Raw genomic sequence first — 23,173 nt, 5'->3', positions numbered from 1 at the left:
ATGAGTCATCATCAAATTATCATCGTCGGTGGTGGAACGGCTGGGATCACCGTCGCGGCTCGGTTGCGAAACGTCGATCCATCGTTAGATATTGCGATCATCGAGCCATCCGAGAAGCACTACTATCAACCGCTCTGGACTCTCGTCGGTGGTGGGATGTTCAAACCCGAGGAATCGGGTCGGGACGAAGTCGACTTGATCCCCTACGGTGTGAACTGGGTCAAGGATTTTGTCGCATCATTCCAGCCGAACGCCAACAGTGTCACGACACGTGGGGGTGAAACGATCACCTACGACTATTTGATTGTTGCCCCCGGCATTCAACTCAACTGGGACCAAGTCAAAGGATTGAAGAAGGCTGTCGGGAAAGACGGCGTGTGCAGCAATTACTCCATCGAAACGGTTGCCAGCACTTGGGAATTCGTTCGCAACATGAAGAAAGGCGTCGCGTTGTTCACTCAGCCTGCCGGGGCCGTGAAGTGCGGTGGTGCGCCACAAAAGATTTGTTATTTGGCGGAAGATCATTTCCGCCGTAGCGGCGTTCGTGACGACATCGAAGTCATCTTCACCACTGCTGGCGCACGGTTGTTCGCAGTCGACCAGTATCGCGAAGTACTCGAGAAGGTGGCAAAGCGGAAAGGCGTTGAGCCTCGCTTTCGCCATAACTTGGTAGAGATACGATCGTCATCCAAGGAAGCCGTCTATCGGCACATGGACACAGACGAAGAGAACGTCATCAAGTATGACATGATCCATGTCACTCCACCGATGAGCGCACCGGACTTCGTCTCAGGTAGCGAACTGGCGGGCGAAGGCGGCTGGGTCGACGTCGACAAACACACGCTGCAGCACACTCGTTTCGCTAACGTGTTTGGAATTGGTGACGCGTCCAGCTTGCCGACTTCCAAAACCGGCGCGGCGGTCCGCAAGCAGGCTCCGGTGTTGGTCAGTAATCTGCTGTCGCTGATGAAGCAAGAACCATTGTCGGCCAGCTACGACGGTTACACGTCCTGCCCCGTGGTGACGGGATACGACAGTTTGGTATTGGCCGAATTTGACTATAGCGGCGGTCCGGCTGAAACATTTCCTTTCAATCAAGCCAAAGAACGTTTCAGCATGCTCCTTTTAAAGAAGTTCGGTTTGCCGGCACTCTACTGGCACGGCATGTTACGTGGCCGTGCGTGATTCCTCGCCTACGCGATCACCCTACCAACAGCGATCAACGGAACAATGAACTGTAAACCAAAATCTTTAGCACTCGTGATTGTCGTGACGTTGCTAAGCAATGTGCAAGTTAATGCTCAGGACTTGACGGTTCTTCCTGTCGTCGCCTCGAAGCATGGCGATACGAAAGAGAAGGTTGAATTGGGCAAGAAGCTGTACTTTGATCCTAGGCTATCAGCGACGGGAACCGTTTCCTGCAACAGTTGCCACAACCTGATGGAAGGTGGCGACGATGGCCGTGCCACGTCGATGGGCGTCGACGGGTTGACCGGACCTCGTAACGCTCCGACCGTATGGAACTCCGCTTTTCAAGCCTCCCAGTTCTGGGACGGTCGCTCGGCAACGCTCGAAGAGCAAGCCAAGGGCCCGATGGTTGCCGACGTTGAAATGGGAATGCTTGGCCATGACCAGGTCATCAGTCGCATCAAAGACATTCCCGGCTACATCAGCGAATTTGAAGCCGAGTTTGGAAAGGGCGATGGAGTCACCATTGAAAATGCTGTCGACGCGATTGCTGCATTCGAGCGGACTCTCATTACACCAAACTCGGGCCTAGACCGTTATCTCGCTGGCGATAAATTCGCCATGAGTGACGGCCAAGTTCGCGGCATGGATCTGTTCGAGTCAAGCGGATGCACCGAATGTCACTTCGGTCCTGCGATGAATGGATGGCGACCGGGTAGCGATGCGGAGTTTACCGAGTTTCCGCGATTTGTTGAGTCTCCTTTCGTTCAGCAGTTTGACTTGGCCGCTGACCTCGGACGTTCCAGTGCTACTGGCGACGATGCCGATGAACATCATTTCAAAACGCCGACATTGCGGAATATCACGCTCACGGCGCCCTACTTTCATAACGGTCGAGTCAGTTCGCTGGCCGAAGCGATCCAGCTAATGGCCTCCACTCAGCTCGATGTTGAGTTCACCAGCGAGGAAGTCGCCGACTTGACGGCGTTCATGGAAGCTCTGGAGGGCGAGTTTCCAAATCTCTCGCTTCCTCGACTCCCCTCACGTTCGGGCGAGTCGGTCATTCACGCTTCTGTCAAAGCTCGTCCTAGCGACCAGGGCTAAACATCCAACTTCCTTCACTACGAGAGGCGTGAGAACTAATCAGGTCGAAGAAACGGACGATCGAAAATTTCAAACGTGCGTTTGCAATGGAACTGATCGCTGTGCATCAATGCCAGCTTCACGCTTACGTGCTGGATAATTGGTATGTACAGATGTAGACAACCAAAATCCGCGAATCTTTGCCGTCGGTGACCGGCGGCACGATGAAGACGTTTTCGACAAAAACATATTCTAAAACTTCTGAACAGTAGCGATGGTAGCAATGCCACCCAAGAATGGCTGGTGCATCGCTCATGCCAGTTGGTCAGAAGTTAAAACATCGATCGACAAGCGATTTGAGCGAGAGTTTTAAGTCAACCGAAATAGTGATTGCAATGTCCAAGATTCCGAACCACATCAAAGTTAAGTCATGAAGTCAATCAATTTAGGTAAATGGATGAGCGGCATGGCTCGTGGGTTAACGGTCGTTGCTGGGCTCGTCGTTCTGGTTGTCACGATCGGTTGGCTGTCCGGCGTATTTGAACAGAAAGTCCAGCCGGGACAGACGGATCGGAATGTACGTCGGCTTACGGACGAGCCAACCGATGTGGTCCATGAAATCGAAAAGTCGACGATCGAAGAAGCCATCGGTACACTCAAGGCATCAAGCCGGATGGTGGTCTCGTCGAAAATCATGGCGACCATCAACGACATCGCGGTCGTAGCAGGTGACCAGGTTGAGAAGGGTCAAGTCTTGATCCAGCTCGACGACAAGGAATACGAATCGCGACTCGATCAGGCCAAGCGGGCCCTCGACGCGGCGGTCGCGAATCGCCGACAGGCGGAAAAACAGTATCAACGTGTCGAGACGCTCAACCGGCAGAATGCCGCCTCACGGTCTGAGTTCGACTCCGCCTCTCGCGACGTTCAGGTCACGCTGGCCGACGAGGCTCGCGCCCGTCAAGCGGTTTCTGAATCCGAAGTGATGCTGTCGTACACAACCATCAAAGCTGCGAAAAGCGGTCGAATTGTCGATCGTTTGGCCGAGCCCGGCGACATTTCGCAGCCAGGCGTCCCAATTTTAGTCCTTTACGATGCGACTTCGTTGCGACTGGAGGCTCCGGTGATGGAGCACTTGGCCGTTCAGCTACATCCCGGCGATGAACTGAAAGTGTATGTGGACGCGCACCAGCGAGAATACAGCGCGACCGTCGACGAGATCGTGCCGCAAGCCGATGCACCGAGTCGCTCGTTTTTAGTCAAAGCAAGTCTGCCCAAGACGGACGATCTGTACGAAGGAATGTTCGGACGCCTTTTGATTCCGGCGGGTGAGCGACGGCACTTGTGCTTGAACACCGATGCCCTGATCGAAGTCGGACAGCTTGAGTTTGTTGACGTGGTGTTGCCCGATGGAAATATCGAACGGCGACTCGTCAAAATTGGGCAGCTCGGAATACCGGGGCGACAAGAAGTGCTTAGCGGCGTCGAAGCCGGCGAACGAGTCCTGATTCACGGCAAGGAGGCTGCGAATGTCCAATAACACTGGTGCCGAAGAGGCAACCGTTCCGCTGATGACTCGCATTGTCGAAGTGTTCCTTCGTGGCGATGTGGCGATCTTGCTGATCATTGTTTCATTGATGTTGGGCGCTGCCGCATTGGTGCTAACGCCGCGTGAAGAGGAACCGCAAATCGTTGTGCCAATGGCGGACGTGTTCGCGTCAGCGCCAGGGTTGTCGGCCGAAGAAGTCGAACGGCAAGTGACCGATCGATTAGAAAAATTGCTGTACCAGATCGACGGCGTTGAATTCGTCTACTCGATGTCCAAACCTGGACAATGTGTGGTCACGGTGCGTTTCTATGTTGGCGAGGATCGTGAAGACTCGCTGGTGAAAATTTACAACAAAATCAACTCGTCGGTTGACCAAATCCCGTCCGTCGTGAAGTCGTGGGTCGTCAAGCCGATCGAAGTCGATGATGTTCCAATTGTGATTACGACGCTGTGGTCGGACCAGACGCAGCGGTACGGCGATCACGAACTGCGACGCATCGCCGAAGAAGTTCAACATGAACTGCAAGCGATCCCCAACACGAATCGGGTGGAAGTCGTCGGCGGACGACCACGACGGATCATCGTCAACTTAGATGCGCAGCGTCTTGCTGCACACGCAACATCGCCACAACAGGTCGCCAGGGCGTTGCAGGTTAGTAACGTCACGGCAAGGAACGGCAGCTTCGAGCAACAAAACACGCAATTCAACGTTGAAACAGGAACGTTCATTCGCGGCGTCGACGAACTGAACGAGATCATGGTCAACGTCTCGGGCGGTCGTCCGGTGTATTTGAAGAACATCGCGACCGTAGTGGACGGGCCAGCAGAACCAGACGGTTACAGTTGGATCGGATTTGGGTCTGCTGATAAATCTCATCCGGACCAGACGGACATCTACCCTGCTGTTCATCTTTCCGTCGCGAAACGCAAAGGAGCAAACGCCGTTCATGTTGCCGAAGCGGTGGACGCGAAACTACAGGAGTTGAAAGCGACGCATCTGCCCAGCGGCGTTTACTTTCGTATCACCCGCGACTACGGCGAAACCGCCAACGAGAAAGTCAATGAGCTAATCGAAGGCCTTGTCGTCGCCGTTCTGACAGTCATTGGTTTGATCGGTCTGACGATGGGTTGGCGACCAGCGCTCGTGATCGCGCTGGCTATTCCTGTCTGCTATAGCTTGACGTTGTTTGTCAATCTGATGGTGGGTTACTCCATCAACCGAGTCACAATGTTTGCGTTGATTCTGGCACTCGGATTGTTGGTTGACGACCCAATCACCGATGTTGAAAACATTGCTCGTTATTTTACGATGAAGCTATTCCCGCCTCGACAATCGGTGCTGCGAGCGGTCCAAGAAGTTCGACCTGCGTTGATCCTTTCGACGCTTGCGATCATCGTCAGCTTTCTGCCGTTGGCATTCATTACCGGGATGATGGGGCCGTACATGGCACCGATGGCACTCAACGTTCCACTGACGGTCACCGTATCGACCGTCGTCGCGTTCCTCATCACACCATGGCTGGCGATGGTTTCGCTCAAGCAACTGAGCGACTCGGACAGCAAGGAAGAATCGTACGACCTAACCAAGACACTGCTGTACCGTATGTCGCAATTGGTGTTGTCGCCGATCTTGAAAGGCCGACTGGCCGCATGGGCCGTGTTGTTGGTCATCGCCGCATTGTTCGTCGCCGCATTGATCCCGCCTGTGATGCGTTGGGTGCCAGTGAAGATGTTGCCGTATGACAACAAGAACGAGTTTCAAGTTGTAATCGACATGCCCGAAGGCACGACGCTGGAACGTACCGACGTTGTTTCGCGTCGCCTTGGCGCATTCCTTGGCAGTCTATCCGAAGTGAAGGACTACGAGATCATCGTGGGCAAGTCGTCGCCGATGGATTTTAACGGATTGGTTCGTCACTATTTTTTACGTGAGGGAACTAACGTTGCCGACATCCGCGTGAACTTGCTCGCCAAAGAGCGTCGGGTGCAACAGTCCCATGAAATTCTGCTTCGCATCCGCAACGAGATTACAGCACTCGCCGAGTCAATGGGCGCGAACATCAAGTTGGTCGAAGTACCGCCTGGCCCACCCGTGCTAGCGTCGATCACGGCGGAAGTTTACGGTCCGCCAGATGGGAACTACGAATCTCAAATCGACGTCGCGCGTACCGTCAAACAGCGACTTGAGCACGAACCGGGTGTGGTCGACTTGGACACCAGCGCCGAGGACGATCAAGTCCGGTTCGTTTTTGAAACCGACAAACCCAAAGCCGCTCTATCGGGGATTTCTACACAGACGATTGCCGATACGGTCGCGGCAGTCCTAAGCGGACACAAAGCGACGGTGCTACACCTGCCTCACGAAGTCGAACCACTGTGGGTCGAATTGAGACTTCCGCGAGCAAGCCGCTCGGCGCTGGATGATTTGGAAGAAGTCTACGTGCAAGGAGAAGAGGGACAGATTGTTCAGTTAGGTGCGTTGGGCACGTTTCGTGAGACGATTGAAGACAAAACGATCTACCATAAGAATTTGCATCGTGTCGTGTACGTGTACGCAGAGGTTGCCGGTCGACCGCCAGCGGACGCGATCGTCGATGTCCAGTGGGATCGTCGTGAGATAGGTTTCCAGCCTGCCGATTTAGGAAGTGACACAAACAATGCAAGCAGGAAGCCAACGCCACGGCCGCTCAACCAACGGTCGTGGTTGTCACCCGGCGGTGATGTTCACTGGTCGATTCCCGACGGTTACCGGGTTGAGTGGGCTGGTGAAGGCGAGTGGGACATCACGCTGGATGTATTTCGCGACCTGGGATTGGCCTTCGGGGCAGCACTATTAGGCATCTTCGTGGTCTTGATGTTTCAAACCGGGTCGCGCACGCTACCGGTCCTCATTATGTCGGCAATTCCCCTGTCGATGATTGGCATCATGCCAGGCTTCTGGGGGCTCAACGCGATCATGGACGTGCCCGTCGGCGGACATCCCAATCCCGTATTCATCACAGCCACTGCGATGATCGGCATGATCGCGTTGGCTGGGATCGTGGTGCGAAACTCCGTTGTTTTGATTGACTTCATTCATTTGGCCCAAGCCGAAGGTCATGACCTGCGGGAATCCATCATTCGCAGCGTCGCTGTTCGCACGCGCCCGATTCTGTTGACCGCAGGTACGACGTTGCTGGCCAACTGGGTCATCACACTCGACCCTGTTTTCTCTGGCTTAGCTTGGGCCATCATCTTTGGAATCGTGACGTCGACGTTCTTCACGTTGATTGTTATCCCAGCCGCCTACTGGATTCTTTACCGAAACGAAGACACCTCGAACAACGCTTCGCCTCAATACGAAAGTCATACTGGAAGCCCTCAATGAATCGTTTTCCAGCGACGATCCTATGCGTTCTCCATCTTGCGATCGGTGCATTCACATGGAGCCAAGAAGCAAATCCCAAATCAGCAGTCGGTCCCGCAGGCATCAACGATGACTTCAAAAGTCCTGATCTGGATGTCGACCGATGGCTCAAACGTTTCGAGGTCGAGAGTCGCGAAGTCTACGCCGCTCGTGACGAAGTGTTGAAAGCCTGTGACATAAAACCGGGCGAACGGATCGCTGACGTTGGCGCCGGCACCGGTTTCTACAGCCGCTTGTTTGCAAAGAAAACTGGCTGGGATGGATGGGTCTACAGCGTCGACATCGCGCCTAAGTTCTTACAGCACATCGCCGCGCGTTCGACGGCGGATGGCATCGAAAACTTGACCACTGTCTTGGGAACAGACGTCTCCATTCGCCTGCCGCCTGAATCCGTCGACCTAGTTTTCATCTGCGACACTTATCACCATTTTGAAATCCCCCAGCAGTCTTTATCCTCGATCTTTCGCGCACTCAAGCCGGGTGGTCGCCTGGTGCTGATCGACTTCGACCGAATTCCGGGCGTGTCTCGCGATTGGTTGATTGGACATGTACGAGCAGGCAAAGAGATGTTTCGCGACGAAGTGATCGACGCCGGTTTCGAGTTCAACGATGAAGTTAAGGTTGGCGCGTTTGATGTAAACTATTTGCTTCGTTTCAACAAACCGATTCGCGAAAATGAAGCTGCAACAGACGATAGCTCGGGCGAGCGTGCCGCAGACTACCCGCTAGGCGAATTGGGAAAGATCGTTCGCTTGGGCGAAACGCTTGTGAACGAAACAAGTTCGCATCCTCTGACCCAGGCTTTAGTCGGCAACCGATTGAATTGCACGTCCTGTCACTTAGACGCAGGAAGGCATTCCCAAGCCGCTTCGTTGATCGGCGTTGCAGCATCGTATCCAGCCTATTCGCCCCGCGAATCGGCAGTCATCACACTCGAAGATCGCATTGCCAATTGCTTTATTCGGAGCCAGAACGGCTCGCGACCTGCCAATGGAAGCAAGGTCTCGGTCGCAATTGCAGCTTACATCACTTGGTTGTCACAGCAGACGCCGATTGACATGAACCCAACCGGACCGTTTGGCCCAAATCATTTGACGATGCTCGACGGCGAAACGATCGAGACGGACATTTCCAGGGGGGAATCGCTGTATGCCGACCGTTGTGCAGATTGCCATCTCGACGACGGCAGCGGATCAGACGAAGGGCCACCGGTGTGGGGTGAGCAGTCTTTCAATGACGGTGCTGGACTTTCCAAACTGCTCAAGATGGCGTCATGGTTAAAAGTCGCGATGCCACCGGACGACGCCGACCTAACCGATCAACAAGCCTTCGATATTGCAGCCTTTGTCAATTCACACTCGCGTCCCGAGTTTCGGCCATAGAGCCATAGCAACATAAAGAACATTGGATCCAATGGACGTTGAAATACTCAGTCGGTTGCAGTTTGCCGGAACAATCATGTTCCACTATCTGTTTCCGCCACTTTCGATTGGTCTCGGCTTGCAACTGTTCCTCTGTGAACTGGCCTACTTCCGAACCCGCAATCTGTCCTGGGAAGCAGCGGCTCGGTTTTGGACTCGAGTCTTCGCGGTCAACTTTGCAATGGGCGTCGCGACAGGAATTGTGATGGAGTTCGAATTCGGGACGAATTGGGCTGCCTATTCGCGATTCGTCGGTGACGTGTTCGGGTCAGCGCTCGCGGCTGAGGGGATATTCGCGTTCTTTTTGGAAAGCGGATTCCTAGCGGTGCTCGTATTTGGCTGGGATCGCGTCGGTCCGAAAATGCACTTGTTCAGCACGTTGATGGTGTTCCTCGGTTCGATGTTCAGCGCCGTGTGGATCGTCGTCGCCAACAGTTGGCAACAGACGCCTGCCGGATACCACATTGTCTGGCAAGACGTGCAAGGCGAGATGATGCCTAGGGCGGAAGTGACCAGTTTTTGGCAGATGGTGTTCAATCCCTCGTCCGTCGATCGGCTGACGCACACGCTGATCGGAGCGCTCGTGTTGGGCGCGTTCTTCGTGGCGTCGGTTTGCTCGTATTACTTGTTGAAGAGTCGACACGAAGACGTCGCCAAGCGATGTCTTTCGATCGCTCTCCCTTCGGCGTTGCTATTCACTCTGCTCGCCGCCGCCACGGGCCATGATTCGGCACAGAAACTCGTCGAGACCCAGCCCGCTAAGCTTGCCGCCATGGAAGCCCACTTTCACACCAGCGACGAGCCAACAGGGTTGACGTTGTTCGGTTGGCCGGATGCCGAGAACGAAACAGTACGCTTTGAAGTGAAAGTTCCGTACTTGCTGAGCCTGATGGTTTACAACGATCCGACGATACCTGTTCCGGGGATGGATCAGATTCCAGAGGATGAAAGACCACCGGTATGGCTGCCGTTTCAAACGTTCCATCTGATGGTCGGATTAGGAACATTGATGATCGGCGTCGCCGCACTCGCGTGCCTGTTTTGGTATCGCGGAACCTACACCGACAAGCGATGGCTGATGTGGGCAATCGTGTTGATGCCAGTCGCTGCGATGACGGCCAACCAAGCGGGCTGGGTCACCGCCGAAGTTGGTCGACAGCCGTGGATCGTCTATCCATCGGTTCAAAATGGTGTCGAGATGATGGGACTCAAAACCGCCGATGGGCTGAGTGAATCCGTCACAGCCGAACAGGTGCTTAGCAGCATCATTCTGTTTGGAATCATCTACTCGATGCTATTCGCCGTCTGGGTGTTTGTGTTGAACAACAAGATTCAACATGGGCCGGAGACTGCTGAAGAGTTAACGGAATACAAACAGAGCCTGAAAGCGGACTCGATGTCCGAGAAATTCGGACGCAGCGGCAAGTCACTTGGCGGCGACATGATGGAGGATGAAACACGATGAGCTACGAACTCCTGACGTTTATCTGGTTTGTGTTGCTTGGCGTTCTACTTGTCGGATACGCCATTCTCGATGGTTTCGATTTAGGCGTGGGGATTCTGCATCCATTCATCGCCAAAGACGACCGTGAACGCCGCTTGGTTATGAATTCCATCGGTCCACTTTGGGATGGAAACGAAGTCTGGCTGGTGACGTTTGGCGGCGCCCTGTTTGCCGCGTTCCCAGTGGCCTACGCCACCGTCTTCAGCAGCTTTTACACCGCGTTTTTTTTGCTGTTGACGTGTTTGATCGGTCGAGCGGTCAGTCTGGAATTTCGTTCGAAGGTCCACTCCGCCGCATGGCGCAAACTCTGGGACGTCGGATTCTTTCTGTCGTCATTCACCGCCGCGTTCTTGCTTGGGGTTGCGGGCGGTAACGTGATGGCCGGGATGGAATTGGGGCCAAAGTATCACTATGAAGGCAATCTGCTCAGTCAAGTCTATTGGTATCCGTTGCTGGTTGGATGCCTTACCGTTTCGTTGTTCGCATTGCATGGTGCAATTTATCTGTATCTGAAGACCGAACACGACTTGCAAGCCCGCGTCCGTCGAGCGATCAATCCGTTGTTCTACGTCTTTGTCGGGCTGTACGTTCTCGTCTCGATCGCAACATGGTGGCATGTGCCTCATGCGACCGAGAACATCGCGAAGTATCCGGTGCTTTGGATCGTCCCGATACTAAATGCATTGGCGGTGCTAAACATTCCTCGTGCGATGCACCTTGGGAAACCTGGTTATGCCTTTTTCACCTCGTCAATGGTGATTGCTGCGTTCGCAACCTTATTCAGCGTCGCGATATTTCCGAACTTCATGTTGTCAACGATCGATCCGGCTTACAACGTCACGCTGGATAACGCGCGTAGCAGTGCAGGAACCCTTCAAACGATGCTCATCATCGCCATTATCGGAATCCCCTGCGTGCTCAGCTACACGGTCATCATCTATTGGATATTCCGAGGCAAGGTCACACTCGAGAAGAACAGCTATTGAGGCATGAGGCTTCCAGCAAGAATGCGACGTGCAAAAGTGTGAATCCGCGCATCGTCGAGAGAACGACTTGCTAGCTCTTGGGTTCTTACCCGTTTTCCAAAGTAGAAAACGGATTGATTCACTCGAAGATCGAGAACGTTCGTGCGGACCCAGATTCCGGAAACCCGAGACCGCAAGTAACCAGTCATGCGAATTTGCAGAAGCCTTTTCGCGACAGCGACGCTCATGGGTACGGCAGCGTTCGCAGAACAACCGCAGGTCGGCACTATTGTTCAATACGGAACGATGCACGAAGCGGTTGGAAAGCAACAGCATCAGGGGCGAGTGCAACTGAATGGTCTTGTAAAACAGCCTAATTTCTATGCCGTAGCGGCACTGGAGAGACTCGCAGGTGAAGTGACGGTCCTCGATGACAAGGTGATCATCAGCGATGTAGGTTCCGACGGCCAGCTAGTCTCGATTGAAGATACCGATGGCACTCGGCAAGCCATGATGCTGGTCGGTGCCTACGTGCCATCGTGGACCAGTCACTCAGTTCCCAAAAAGTGTAGGCTCGCAGGACTTCGATCAATTCATCGACGTCAGCCTTCACATCATCAGTGGAGCTTGCCCGGTTCACGCACGGATGCAAAATATTGGGCTTCCGACCGATGAACGTCCCTTCGATCGCGATCTCAAAAAGGTAACCGTAACGATCGTCAAGACGTTGTTGGTCACCTGACCGCGTCGTTCAATTGCTGCCTGCTGACCGACTTCGCTTGACATGATCGATCGCGAATCGAACCCAGGGTTCCAGACCGCTGGTCATCTCGGGGTGAGGGCTGAAACAAATAACACAACCACTTCCATATTTCCCTTCGGCAATTGCGGTGGTGCCTTTCATGACGCCGACGGGAGCACCATTCTTTGCGATTTCTGTTTCGAAAGCTGCAACGATCTGATAGTCTTCAATGTCGGGCCGGTTCCCGGGGGCAAGTAGCGGTCCTTGAGCATAGTGGATTGCGAGTTTTTGAACTTTCGTGCGTAGCAGTCGATTGCCGGCATCCGTCAACGCGATGTCGACGGTTCCATTGCCCCGATTCCAATGCTTGGTGTCAACGACTTTCGCGTCCAGAATGTTCAGCGACCATGGGTAGTGCGAAGTCGCAAAGTAGGCGCCGGCGCAGATGCCAACGAAGCCGCCTCCGTCTTGGACAAAATTGCGAATTGCCTCGCGTCCATTGTCACCTAGATGTCGCCCCTGGGCACTACCGCTGCCACCAGGATGCATCACCAGATCAAGCTCAGCGAGCTTGCCTGATCGGATATCGTCCGCCGTCAATCTCGTCACGGAGACGCCCTTAAAGTTTCCTAACACAGACAGCAAGTCGTTAACACTCGGTCCCGCACCTTCGTCAATGTAAACGCCAACACACACCGTGTTGCTGTCGGCTTTCGCATCGACTGCGGGAGCATCTCTGTCGACGGGAAGGTAGTCACACGCGAACACGGCAATGGACTTGGCCAGCTTTTCTGCCGTTTGGGGTCTGGACGCTAACAACCGCAGATCCCGTCCGATCTCAAGCTGAATCGCATCCAACGTCCCGCCGGATCGGCTGCCATAGGCGTTCACAATGTACCCACCGTTGTAACTCGAGTGCTCATGTTCATTTGAACCTACAGCAGGAATCACCCGAAAGCCGTTTCGGGCCAAATTGCCAAACAAGCTCTCTTTGCCTGTCAGTGAATTTTGTCCAAATCGGTTCACTAAATGAGTCGTCGTTTTGCCGTTCGCTGTGCCTCGAAAAATGGCACTTGGTTCGGTCGATTGGCCATGGATGTCTAGCAGCACTCCGCGTCCCCACCGCTCGATCACATCTGCTTTCGCTTCGGCAATTGCGGCGTGATAGGCTTGATAAACTTGCTTGGCATTTTCCGATTCATAAGCCAGTGGTTCTCGTCGGTTGGCGTCGGCGTACTTGCGATTGAACCGAGCAATGACAACATACGGCCGTTTGCCCATCGCTTTTTCGATCGCGTCAGCGAGCGTTTCGGTCAACCGATCCGTGGCAAGATCGGGAATCGAGTTGAAAGCTTTGACTCCGACTCCCTGGCGTGGGTGCACTCCTGGAATCGGTTGCCGTCCACCGTGCGGCGCCGACAGGATGATTGGCAACTCGCCCGTTTCCTGCTGGATCAGTTTCTCAAAACGTAGCGAACCCGCAGCATGTGACGGGTGATAGCTTAAAAAGTGAATACAGACGAAAGAAAGGAAAGCTGCTCTTGGAAGTCGTTGCATTGTGATCAATCGTCTTGAGGGTAATCCTGGATTCTCAGTTTGACTTTACCGAACTGCTAATCGACGACCCGCAGGCGTGCTACTGCATTCAAGATCGCGTACCTTTGGTTCTGTGTCCTTGGTTCTGCATCAGGCAAACGTTCATGGCTGCCATGCGAGATCGTCGTTGGGAATCGTTTTGAGTTTATAGCAGGCGGCTTCTTCCGAACTGCGTACGTATAGCCGGTCGCCGACGACCACGGGATGATTCCAACTCTTGCCCGCGACGCCGTCGATTCGCCCAAGTTCGTGGTGCTGCTTGGCGTCAGCGTCCAACAGGACGACTTCGCCGGTTTCGCACTGGACGATCAATGCGTTGGAATCAGCCAGCAATAAGACCTGGCCTTTTCCGTATCGGCCACGCTTCCACATTGCCTCACCGTCGGACAGATCGATGCATGTAAAAATGCTGTCGTCGAATCCGTAAATGTATCCTTCGTGGATCACGCAGTCATTGAAGTCTGGTTTCAGTCTTCGCGACGTCCAGATTTCATTCGTCGTCAGTTCATTGTCTTTATCAAATATCTCAATCAAGCGAGTCCCCGTCCCCATTCCGGTGGGGACAAGCACTTGGTTTTCGGCGATGACTTGAGGTTGCAGGGCTCGATATCCATCGTGATTCCACGGGTACATCAAAGTTTCGCGGCCGTCGGCGGGATCATAGACATGCATGCCTTTGTTGCTAAGGATGGAAAGCCATGGACGATCGCCGATTACGATTTCCTGGACGGAAGCATAGGAGTCGGGTCCACAGGGTGCTGTCCAGCGGACCTCGCCCGTGTTGGCGTCGAGAGCCAGTACTCCCAAGTCGTCCTTGCCGCCCGCATAGATCACCACATTGTCGCCCGAAACGACTGGCGACGAAGAGAATCCCCACATCGGGATCCCACGGTTGGCTAGTTCACGAACGTCGACCTTCCATTTCAAAGTGCCGTCCAGGGCGTTGACGGCAACAAGAAATCCTTCGGCTCCCATCGCAAAAACGGTTTCTCCGCTGAGTGTCGGCGTGGCGCGCGGCCCCAGGCCGCCGAGCGGTTCAAAGAAACGAGAAGACAGGCGGTGTGTCCAAACTTCGCTTCCGTCGATCGTCAGGTAACAGACAACCATTTCATCATCGCCGCGCTGTTCTTGGGTGATCAACAGATCGCCCGCGACGACGAAAGAGGACCAAGCGGGGCCGATCGGAATTCGCCAGACTTCTTGCGGCGGATTAGCGTTCCAGTCTCGATCAATCGCTGTTCCGCGTTGAACGCCATCGCGCCGTGCTCCTCGAAACGAAGGCCACTCAGCGCTTGCCAACGCATCTTCCATGCGCTGGCGATCCGGCGACACATCGACGCCATCCGACTGACGAGACTCGGCAAAGTCAATCGCCCGCTGCTCAGCCGATGGCGACCATCGCCATTGCAGCCCCATCGCAAAGTTTCCCCAGACTCCATCCGACTTCAGCAACGTTGTCGACAAGAGTGCCAAGAGACCGGCAATGACCGCGACCAAGGTTCGTTTCCGGTCCAACCAATTCCTGACGATGCCAAGCGTGATCGCGAAAGCGGCAACACCCAAGGGCAACGCCATCACAATAATTCCGATGCCTCGCATGGTGGGATCCATCAAGACGGCTGTCAGCACCACTCCGGCGATGATAGCAAGCAAACCGCCGACCTTCTCTTGCCACGATGCACGACTGGCAAAGCACCACCACAGCAAGAGCACGATCGAGCACAGGGCAGGACCAAACGCTGCAGACGCCCACAGCATTGACGGTCCGTCGGAGACGATCTGCGGCAAATAACGCAGCACCAACATAACTGGCAAACCAATCAACAGCGGCCACGCCCGCAATGGTCGCAGTCGCTGGGGCGGAGTTGATGAAGCAGCAATCTCATCGGTGTTTTCTAAGTTTTCCATCGCGAGATTGTACCGTGCGATGACCTGGCTCTTAAAGAGAGGGCGACGTAACAACGCGAACTAACACGAAGTGAGCCTAATTCGCAAAAAAACAGGGCACTCGAAAGTACGAAGCTGGATCTAAGCAGGATTGCTATCATTAGGTGATCTGGTTTTTTGAGATCAGATCGCAAAACCGGGCGGACAGAATTGGGTTTCCCATTTAGACTCCTGTGCCTGACCCCAGTTCTCCATTTGATAAACACATGAAATTTCGCTTTCCAATCTTGATCATCGACGAAGACTTTCGCTCTGAAAACACGTCGGGCCTAGGCATTCGTGCCTTGGCGGAAGCGATGGAACAGGAAGGCGCTGAAGTCATTGGATCGACAAGTTACGTCGATTTGTCTCAGTACGCCCAGCAACAGTCCCGAGCTTCGGCATTTATCCTGTCGATCGACGATGAAGAATTTTCGGGAAGCGACGAGGAGCCTGCGATTGCGAACCTACGAGATTTCATCCAAGAGATCCGTTTTAAAAACAATGACATCCCGATTTTCTTGTACGGCGAAACCCGTACTAGCAGCCACATCCCGAACGACATTCTTCGCGAGCTGCATGGCTTCATCCACATGTTCGAGGATACGCCGGAATTCGTAGCTCGGCATATCCTGCGCGAGGCGAGGGCCTACACGGATGGCTTAGCTCCGCCGTTCTTTCGTGCTTTGTTGGAATACGCCAGCGATGGGTCTTACTCGTGGCATTGCCCGGGACACAGCGGCGGAGTCGCTTTCCTGAAAAGTCCCGTCGGTCAAATGTTTCACCAGTTCTTCGGTGAAAACATGCTGCGGGCTGACGTGTGCAACGCCGTTGAAGAGCTTGGCCAGTTGCTCGATCACACCGGCCCCATTGCTGCATCCGAGCGAAACGCGGCACGTATCTTCAACGCGGATCATTGTTTCTTTGTCACCAATGGAACCTCGACGTCAAACAAGATTGTCTGGCATTCTTGCGTGGCCGCAGATGACATCGTGGTGGTTGACCGAAATTGCCATAAGTCAATCTTGCACGCGATCATCATGACCGGCGCGATTCCCGTTTTCTTGACGCCGACCCGAAACAATTTGGGACTGATTGGGCCGATTCCGTTAAGCGAGTTCACGCCGGAAAGTATTCAACGCAAAATTGACGCCAACCCTTTCGCCCGCGAAGCGCAACAGCGGCATCCCGAACGCAAGCCACGCATTCTGACAATCACCCAAAGCACTTACGACGGGATCGTTTACAACGTTGAAAAGTTGAAGGGCTTGTTGGATGGCAAAATCGATACGCTTCACTTCGATGAAGCTTGGCTGCCGCATGCCACGTTCCATTCCTTCTATCGAAACATGCACGCCATTGGTCAAGACCAGCCGTTGTGCGATGAATCGATCATTTTTGCAACCCACTCGACCCACAAGCTTTTGGCCGGCATTTCGCAAGCGTCGCAGATTCTGGTTAAAGATTCGAAAGGGAAAAAGCTTGACAGGCACATCTTCAATGAAGCCTATCTGATGCACACGTCGACGTCGCCACAGTACGCGATCATTGCGTCTTGCGATGTTGCCGCCGCAATGATGGAGCCTCCGGGCGGGACCGCTCTCGTCGAAGAATCAATTTTAGAAGCGATTAATTTTCGGCGTGCGATGCGTAAGGTGGATGCCGAGTGGGGCGACGACTGGTGGTTCGAAGTTTGGGGCCCCGACGAAATCGCAGAGGACGGAATTGGCGAGCAAAAAGATTGGGTGCTGGGATCCTCTGACAATTGGCATGGATTCGGAAACGTGGCAGAGGGGTTCAATATGTTGGATCCTATCAAAGCCACCGTTGTGACACCGGGGCTCAACGTTGCAGGGCAATTCGCCGAATCAGGTATACCGGCGTCGATTGTGACTCGTTACCTAGCCGAACATGGCGTCATTGTTGAAAAGACCGGCCTCTATTCGTTCTTCATCATGTTCACCATTGGCATCACCAAGGGACGCTGGAATACGTTGGTGAGCGCTCTCCAACAATTCAAAGATGACTACGATAAGAATTTGCCGATCTGGAAAATCCAACCCGAATTCGCACAAGCGTTCCCGATTTACGAATCGGTAGGACTTCGAGACTTGAGTCAGCGGGTCCACGACGCATACCGACAATCGGACATCGCCCGGGTAACGACAGACATGTATCTGTCGCCGATGGAGCCAGCGATGAAGCCTTCGGAGGCGTATGCCAAAATGTCACATGGCGAAATAGACCGTGTCGAGATCGATCAACTCGAGGGACGGTCAACCGCTGTGTTGCTGACACCTTATCCGCCCGGAATACCGCTGTTGATCCCAGGTGAACGGTTCAATCGCACGATCGTCGAATACCTGAAGTTCGCAAAGATGTTCAACGGTACCTTCCCTGGATTCGATACTGACATCCACGGTTTGGTCGACGAAGTGATCGATGGAAATCGCAGGTGCTACGTCGATTGCGTTCGCGAGTGAATCTGAGAATCGCAGTTTGGGCTGCGGAATCGTTCCATTTCAGTGCATTTGAACCTCGCTTTCCCGCAAGCGGGAGAGTAATTCTGAACTTGTGAATGCCCGTGTTATTTCGGAATAATTTCTAAGAACGGTCGGTGAACTTAGCGATGAACGAACAAGCATGAGATGCTAGGTGTTGTTCATTGAGTTTGTAGTTTCTTCTTTGGTTGCCTGCGATTAGGGTCTGTCGGCCGCGGGAACGCCGGTGGGACGCGACATGTGGGCGGTCGGTCGCTGGTTGGCTTTGATCTCGGCAACATGTTGGTCGTACGCAATCTGCAATCGCTGGACAACCTCCGGGTGCGTTTTCGCGATGTTGTTCCTTTCGCCGATATCTGCGACGGTGTCGTACAACTGCACCGAAAACTTCGAAGGCTTCGCGTTTGCCTTGTCCCGATTTGATCCCTTGCCTTCTTGCCAAGGATAAAACTTCCACTTGCCGCTTCGAACGGTTCCCGGTCCGTGCATCAGAACGTAAGCTTCGTGTGGACTGACCGCGCCCTTCTGACTGCTCATCAGCGGCCAGATGTCCTTGCCGTCAATTTTATTGTCGGGCAGTGTGCCACCGCAAAGTTGCACGAGCGTCGGCATCAGGTCAATTGACGCTGCAACTTCACTGCAGACCGATCCTGCTGGGATTTTGCTCGGCCACCACATTACGGTGGGTTCGCGAATGCCGCCGTCGTAAACGCTCGCTTTCTTTCCACGCAAAGGCAGCGATGATCCAACCGCGGCGCCATTGTCGCTGGTAAACACAACAAGCGTGTTTTCGGCAATGTCTGCGTCCTTCAGGGCCTTCACAATTTCACCAACGGACCAGTCAACTTCTTCGATGGCGTTGGTGATCATCTCGTTGTTTGGATTGTTAAAGGCTTCGGATACCGCCAAAGGCCGATGCACCATTGAGTGAGGTAAATACAGAAAGAACGGATTGTGTTTGTTTTCATTGATGAAGCGAACGGACTGTTCCGTGTATCGCTTGGTAAGCGTGGTTTGGTCAGCCGGGTATTCGATGACCTCTTCGTTGTGAAGAATCGGAACTTGGTTTTTGATCTTGTGACCGGCTTTGAGTTGCTGCAGCGTTACGCCATCACGAATCACGATTTCATCAGCCAGCTTGTTTGCCGGATCAATCCACATGTCGTTGCTGTACGGAACACCCCAGTAGTCATCGAATCCTTGATCCGTCGGCAGACAGGGTGGTAAATGTCCAAGATGCCACTTGCCAATGCACGAAGTGCGGTAACCGGCTTCTTTCAACATATCGGCAAGCGTTACCTCGTCCGGATTCAGCCCCTTGTCGCTATTAGGAAACAGAACCGGATTCATACTCAGACGTTGGTAGTGGCATCCGGTTAGCAGTGCAGTTCTGGATCCAGAGCAGACCGCGCAGCCAACGTAGAAGTCGGTGAACTTCATGCCGTCTTTGGCGAGCTGGTCTAGATTGGGTGTCTTTGGAACGGTGGCGCCATTGAAGCCGACATCGCCGTATCCCATGTCGTCAATGAAAATGATGATGACGTTTGGACGCACTGGTTCGTTGGCTGTCGCTGAATGGACGGCGACCAGCAACGGAAGCAACGAAAGTAGATGCAAAAGTTGGATGTAATGTCTCATGAATCAATCAATCGTCTGTCGGGATGTTGAAAGGATCTGACTGTGATCGTGAATGCAACTCTACTGGACCGCAACCAGCCTTCGTGTCGTTCGGATGTAGAGAACGCCTTCCGAAATGGCGGGAGTTGCCAGGATCGGTTCTGACATTTTGTTGCTAGACAGCAGTTTGAATTCCTCGCCCGCGGAGAGGACGTAGAAGGTTCCGTTTTCTGATGGACAGAATACCTTGTCGTCCGAAGCAACCAACGATGCGATCACTCCGGCATCCTTACCGAGACGCTGTTCGTAGACTTTTTCACCAGTCTTCGCATTGAAACAACGCACCACTCCATTCGAGTTTCCAAGATAAAGATAGTCGCCGTAGACGACGGGTGTCGACATGTAGGATCCGCCCCGTTGAGTGCTCCAGACGATGGCGTCCTCCGAGACGTTCAATTTATCGGCGGGAAGATCGACAGAGATGTTGCCTCGTGCATTCGGTCGCACGACGAAGATCGGTGACTTTGCTCCGTGAGCATTCGTAATGTAGATCCAGCCGTTTGCTTCAAAGGGTGTTGGAATGGGATTGTCGCCTCCGCCTTCCAATCGCCAGATTTCTTCGCCGGATTCCAGGTCGTAAGAAACAATCCATGGCCAACCGTTGACGATAACTTGCGCCGTGTCGTCGCCAGCATGAATGAATGGAGTTCCCCAACTGCGCTCGCAGTCACCGTTGCGAGCCACTCGCCAGAGCTCTTCTCCATCGCTCAAGCGAAGAACGGCGACGAATGGATCTGTCGGGTCATCGCAAACCAACGCGACTCGATCGTTGTGGATCGCCGGCGAGCTGGCATAGCCCCAGCCGATGCCATACTTACTGATGTTGATAACTCCAAGATCGCGTTGCCATAACAATGTGCCTTCCATGTCGTAGCAGTACAGGCCCTCGGAACCCAGAAACGCAACGACGTGTTTACCGTCAACACAAACGCTCGTGTTGGCATGAGTCGCCTTGGCGTGACGAGTCGCGCGAGGCTGTCCAGTTCGAGCCGTCCGGCGCCACTGTTCTTTGCCGTTGGATTTGTCGTAGCACAGAATTACCCACTGTTGCTGGCCGTTGTCGTCGGCGGCTGTTGGTTTCCCCCCAGCCGCGATTTGTAGTTCTGCGGTGCCTAGGTCGGCAATCGCGGTGATCAGGAACAATTGATTGCCAAAGATCACGGGACTGCTATGTCCCAAACCGGGAATTTCAATTTCCCAAAGCACTCCGTCTATTCCTCCAGCCGCTGGGTCTGCGTTCCAAGCTGTGCGGACAGGAAAGCCCTCGACAACACCACTTCCATCAAGCCCGCGAAACGCTGGCCAATTCGTCGTCGTTTGAGCATGCAAGCGCTCGCCGTTAGCCAAGAATCCAAAGGTCAGCACGCCACTGACCAGCAGCAATGTTGGGCGAATCATTTTCATCATTGAGCTGCCTGCTTTCCGGCCGGACGATTCAAGAAAACAGAATTTATGCTACCAGAGTTTGCGATCGCGATATCCACAAAGCCATCGCCATCCAGATCGCCGACGCTCAGTCCATACGTTGCCGCGTTGGGATTGCCGAAGGTGACTTCAACGAATGCGGTGCCTTCGCCGCTGTTGAAGAACACGGAATTCGCCTGGCCGACATTGCCGCAGATCACATCGGTGTCTCCATCGTTGTCCATGTCAGCAACAGCGATGCAATAAGTGACACTGTCGTCGGCACCAAAGGCATGCATTTCCAAGATCTCGCCTTTTCTATCGCCAAAACAAGTCTGATTCCGTTGCCCGACGTTTCCGATCACCCAGTCAGGATTGCCATCTCCATTCATGTCTGCGACAGCGATCGCTCTTGTTTGATCGTTGCCCGTTCCGAAAGTTCTTCGCTGTTTGAATTGCAGCTTACTGTCCCCAAACAGAATTTCGTTCGCTTGTCGATCACGATTTGCCAGCAATAAGTCTGGGTGCCCGTCGCGGTTGATGTCTGCGACTGCGACGTCGATGGTAGAGTCGTCGCTGCTACCGAAGGATGGACCCGACTGAAAGTTAGCAGCACCGTCATTCAGATAGATTCGGTTTGCGCGACCTCGGCAAGTGGCAATCAGGTCAACGTCTCCGTCGGCGTCGATATCAGCGGCGGTTAGACTTCGCAGACTTGAGGCTTCACCGACTTCTGAGTGTTGGGAAAAATTTCCGGCACCATCGTTCAGCATGACTCGGCCCAACGCCATATCATTGCCGGTAGCGATGTCCAAATCTCCGTCGCCATCCAAATCAGCGAACTCGCATGCGTAGGACGTTCGACGATCAGTTCCTATGGGATGCATGATCGAAAACTTCGCTCTGCCCGCATTCAGAAACAGAAAGTTTTGTTCTGGCCAATGTCGTCCGTTGGCAATAACAACGTCCAGGTCTCCATCGTTGTCGACGTCGCCCACTCGCACCGATGCAGAGCGAAAGACGTCTGTTCCAAAAGCAAGGCGTTCGTTGGTGACAAAAATCCGGTCCTGGGCCATCGCGGTCGAAGCAAACAGCAGAGCGAATATCGAAACCGTGCCGTGCGACAATCGCAACTTCATTTTGGGATGCCCGTCGTTATTGGCAGAACAATACCATGGGTGAAAACTCAGATTTCAACATGAATCTGAGCTTACCGTTTTAACGTACGGGCGAGTGTTCCGTGCAACGGTAGCAACGTCAAGTTAAACAAATGTCCGACAGGTGAAGTTCGGCAATGACCTCTCGATGAGCTTCTCGGCTTGACCATGTTAGGCACCAAAGGCCAGAAACATTGCCGGTCGACTTGGTTTGGCGGCAGTGGGCTGAGTAACGGGCTCAGCATGGGATAGAGCGTCGTGATGAAAGTGTGGATTTGACTCGCGAGGTCGCTGTGTGAGACGAGGTTTTGCTGGAATCGTGATCTGAATCGCATTCAGTCGAGTTAGATCCTGATCGATTATCGTCTTCAATTGGCCGACAAGATTGCCACTCGCAGAGCCCAGCGTGCCATTGAATTTCAAAGTTTTCTTCTCGAGAATCGGTTGCAAGATTCTGTCGGCCATTTTCTCTAATGGTTTCAGGACGACGCCGATGACTTCGCCCGGCTTCTCGTGGATCTGCCGGACGGTGAGCCTGCAGACTTTTTGGAGAACGGAATTTTGATCGCCCACTTCCTGCCGATCGCTTTTTCTAACTTGGTGACCAATTCTTCTGGCGTGCAAAGACACTCGAACTTTGAGGTCCGATGGGATGCATCAATTTTGGTCACGAAGGACAAGTACAAACATCTCAAGGGAACAGTTTATGAAACCATGAGTGGGACCCTTCGTTGCGAATGTTTTAAAGGATTTTCAGGGCGAAATGAAAGGGAAGAATGTACTTGAATAGGCGACGGGAAAGCCACGAGACTTAAAATCCGGCATCGTCCAATTTAACTATCGTATGCCTGAAAACGCTTCACGCAGCTCCGCAAAAGATTCCCTAGAATCGCTGAAGAAAGGGCGAGCCAAAGTCGCCCAGTGGCTTCAGCAACTAGGGTTGAATTAGCCAATATCCGGCAAAATCAACGCGGATCGCCATCACTTGAACTATCCGCCAACAACCGCCGCAATCAGGATTTCGATGCAAAAACGGTCCAGCAACTGTAGGCAT

15 protein-coding genes are annotated in these 23,173 nt (G+C 53.6%); 9 read left to right on the top strand and 6 right to left on the bottom strand.

Features of this window, described 5'->3' with window-relative positions; genetic code table 11:
• Together Poly59_RS17295 and Poly59_RS17290 are read left to right on the top strand one after the other, a co-directional pair.
• Positions 1–1,185 carry an NAD(P)/FAD-dependent oxidoreductase gene (locus Poly59_RS17295; protein ID WP_146535395.1) on the top strand — a complete coding sequence of 395 codons (1,185 nt, stop codon included), beginning with the start codon at positions 1–3 and terminating at the stop codon, positions 1,183–1,185.
• Between the two features lie 45 nt (positions 1,186–1,230).
• Entirely contained in the window at positions 1,231–2,292 is a 1,062-nt protein-coding gene (locus Poly59_RS17290) for a cytochrome-c peroxidase (RefSeq protein WP_146535394.1), read from the top strand.
• Between the two features lie 124 nt (positions 2,293–2,416).
• Here Poly59_RS17290 and Poly59_RS29630 read toward each other — a convergent pair whose 3' ends face one another.
• Complete coding sequence (locus Poly59_RS29630) at positions 2,417–2,587, bottom strand: hypothetical protein (protein WP_186776349.1); 171 nt, start codon at positions 2,585–2,587, stop codon at positions 2,417–2,419.
• A gap of 114 nt (positions 2,588–2,701) precedes the next feature.
• On the opposite strand from Poly59_RS29630, the gene Poly59_RS17285 reads away from it, so the two are divergent.
• The 6 genes from Poly59_RS17285 (at position 2,702) to Poly59_RS17260 (ending at position 11,791) form a co-directional block, all read left to right on the top strand.
• Positions 2,702–3,811 (top strand): efflux RND transporter periplasmic adaptor subunit, encoded by a 1,110-nt coding sequence (locus tag Poly59_RS17285; protein ID WP_146535393.1) that lies wholly within the window; start codon positions 2,702–2,704, stop codon positions 3,809–3,811.
• Positions 3,801–7,187, top strand: coding sequence for an efflux RND transporter permease subunit (locus tag Poly59_RS17280; RefSeq protein ID WP_146535392.1), 3,387 nt, complete (start codon positions 3,801–3,803; stop codon positions 7,185–7,187). The genes Poly59_RS17285 and Poly59_RS17280 overlap by 11 nt, the downstream gene beginning before the upstream one ends.
• Entirely contained in the window at positions 7,184–8,608 is a 1,425-nt protein-coding gene (locus tag Poly59_RS30560; RefSeq protein ID WP_315852602.1) for a methyltransferase domain-containing protein, read from the top strand. The genes Poly59_RS17280 and Poly59_RS30560 overlap by 4 nt, the downstream gene beginning before the upstream one ends.
• Before the next feature lie 31 nt (positions 8,609–8,639).
• Positions 8,640–10,112: a cytochrome ubiquinol oxidase subunit I gene (locus Poly59_RS17270; protein WP_146535391.1), complete on the top strand. Its 1,473-nt coding sequence runs from the start codon at positions 8,640–8,642 to the stop codon at positions 10,110–10,112.
• Positions 10,109–11,137 carry a cytochrome d ubiquinol oxidase subunit II gene (gene cydB / locus Poly59_RS17265; RefSeq protein WP_146535390.1) on the top strand — a complete coding sequence of 343 codons (1,029 nt, stop codon included), beginning with the start codon at positions 10,109–10,111 and terminating at the stop codon, positions 11,135–11,137. The genes Poly59_RS17270 and cydB overlap by 4 nt, the downstream gene beginning before the upstream one ends.
• A gap of 225 nt (positions 11,138–11,362) precedes the next feature.
• The gene (locus Poly59_RS17260; protein ID WP_146535389.1) at positions 11,363–11,791 is read left to right on the top strand and encodes a hypothetical protein; all 429 of its coding nucleotides are present in this window, start codon (positions 11,363–11,365) and stop codon (positions 11,789–11,791) included.
• A 76-nt stretch (positions 11,792–11,867) separates the two neighbouring features.
• Here the strand turns inward: Poly59_RS17260 and Poly59_RS17255 are convergent, their stop codons facing one another.
• Complete coding sequence (locus tag Poly59_RS17255; RefSeq protein ID WP_146535388.1) at positions 11,868–13,415, bottom strand: BPL-N domain-containing protein; 1,548 nt, start codon at positions 13,413–13,415, stop codon at positions 11,868–11,870.
• 141 nt (positions 13,416–13,556) lie between these two features.
• Positions 13,557–15,362 (bottom strand): outer membrane protein assembly factor BamB family protein, encoded by a 1,806-nt coding sequence (locus Poly59_RS17250; protein WP_146535387.1) that lies wholly within the window; start codon positions 15,360–15,362, stop codon positions 13,557–13,559.
• A gap of 245 nt (positions 15,363–15,607) precedes the next feature.
• Here Poly59_RS17250 and Poly59_RS17245 point away from each other — a divergent pair, with 245 nt between their 5' ends.
• Positions 15,608–17,863, top strand: a complete 2,256-nt coding sequence (locus tag Poly59_RS17245) for an arginine/lysine/ornithine decarboxylase (RefSeq protein ID WP_146535386.1) — start codon at positions 15,608–15,610, stop codon at positions 17,861–17,863.
• Positions 17,864–18,079: 216 nt separating this feature from the next.
• Here Poly59_RS17245 and Poly59_RS17240 read toward each other — a convergent pair whose 3' ends face one another.
• The 3 genes from Poly59_RS17240 to Poly59_RS17230 are packed head-to-tail and all read right to left on the bottom strand — an operon-like array spanning position 18,080 to position 22,101.
• Positions 18,080–19,519: a sulfatase family protein gene (locus tag Poly59_RS17240; protein WP_146535385.1), complete on the bottom strand. Its 1,440-nt coding sequence runs from the start codon at positions 19,517–19,519 to the stop codon at positions 18,080–18,082.
• A 60-nt stretch (positions 19,520–19,579) separates the two neighbouring features.
• Positions 19,580–20,965, bottom strand: a complete 1,386-nt coding sequence (locus tag Poly59_RS17235) for an outer membrane protein assembly factor BamB family protein (protein WP_146535384.1) — start codon at positions 20,963–20,965, stop codon at positions 19,580–19,582.
• Positions 20,962–22,101 (bottom strand): FG-GAP repeat domain-containing protein, encoded by a 1,140-nt coding sequence (locus Poly59_RS17230; protein ID WP_146535383.1) that lies wholly within the window; start codon positions 22,099–22,101, stop codon positions 20,962–20,964. Before Poly59_RS17230 ends, Poly59_RS17235 begins: the two co-directional genes overlap by 4 nt.
• Positions 22,102–23,173 lie beyond the last annotated feature (1,072 nt).

The sequence above is a fragment of the Rubripirellula reticaptiva genome, assembly GCF_007860175.1.
GTDB classification, from domain to species: domain Bacteria; phylum Planctomycetota; class Planctomycetia; order Pirellulales; family Pirellulaceae; genus Rubripirellula; species Rubripirellula reticaptiva.
Note: the sequence above shows the minus strand (reverse complement) of the source record. Positions and strands in the feature narration are given on the sequence as shown.